Source organism: Nocardioides sp. CPCC 206348 (assembly GCF_048654705.1).
Lineage (GTDB): Bacteria > Actinomycetota > Actinomycetes > Propionibacteriales > Nocardioidaceae > Nocardioides.
The window spans coordinates 1-515 of the sequence record NZ_JBMCZA010000168.1; the positions used below are offsets into that span (position 1 = coordinate 1).

A 515-nucleotide genomic window follows, 5' to 3' on the forward strand; every position below is an offset into this window, starting at 1 on the left:
AGTGCGGCGACGTGTCCGGCGACGCGGGGGTCGAGCCAGGCCTGGCCGTCCTGGAGCGCGCCCACGACGTACTCGGGGTGGATGGTGAGGCGGGCCTTGAGGTCGAAGCCGCACGTGGCGGTGATCGAGCGCAGCCGCTCGAGGGAGGGCCAGGGGCGTTCGGGATTCACGTGGTCCGGGGTCAGTGGCGAGACGCCGCCCCAGTCATCGACACCGGCGTCGAGCAGTGCACGGCACTCCTCGAGGTCGACCAGGTTCGGGGGCGCCTGGATCCGTGCCTTCGGTCCCAGCACGAGGCGGGTGACGGCGATCGCGGCGCGGTACTCCGCGAGGTCGAGGTCGTCGACGTGCCGCATCGCGGTGTCGGGCTTGGCGCGGAAGTTCTGGACGATCACTTCCTGCACCGCGCCGTACGCGCGCATCGTGGCGCGCAGAGCGAAGATCGTCTCGGCCCGCTCCGTCAGCGTCTCGCCGATCCCGACCAGCAGGCCGGTGGTGAACGGGATGCCGTGGCG

Annotated in this window: 1 pseudogene; it reads right to left on the reverse strand. The window is 71.7% G+C overall.

Annotation, left to right across the window (positions count from 1 at the left end):
• Positions 1-515 (reverse strand): annotated as a pseudogene (gene fbiC / locus ACOADB_RS13160) (7,8-didemethyl-8-hydroxy-5-deazariboflavin synthase); the annotation flags it as partial.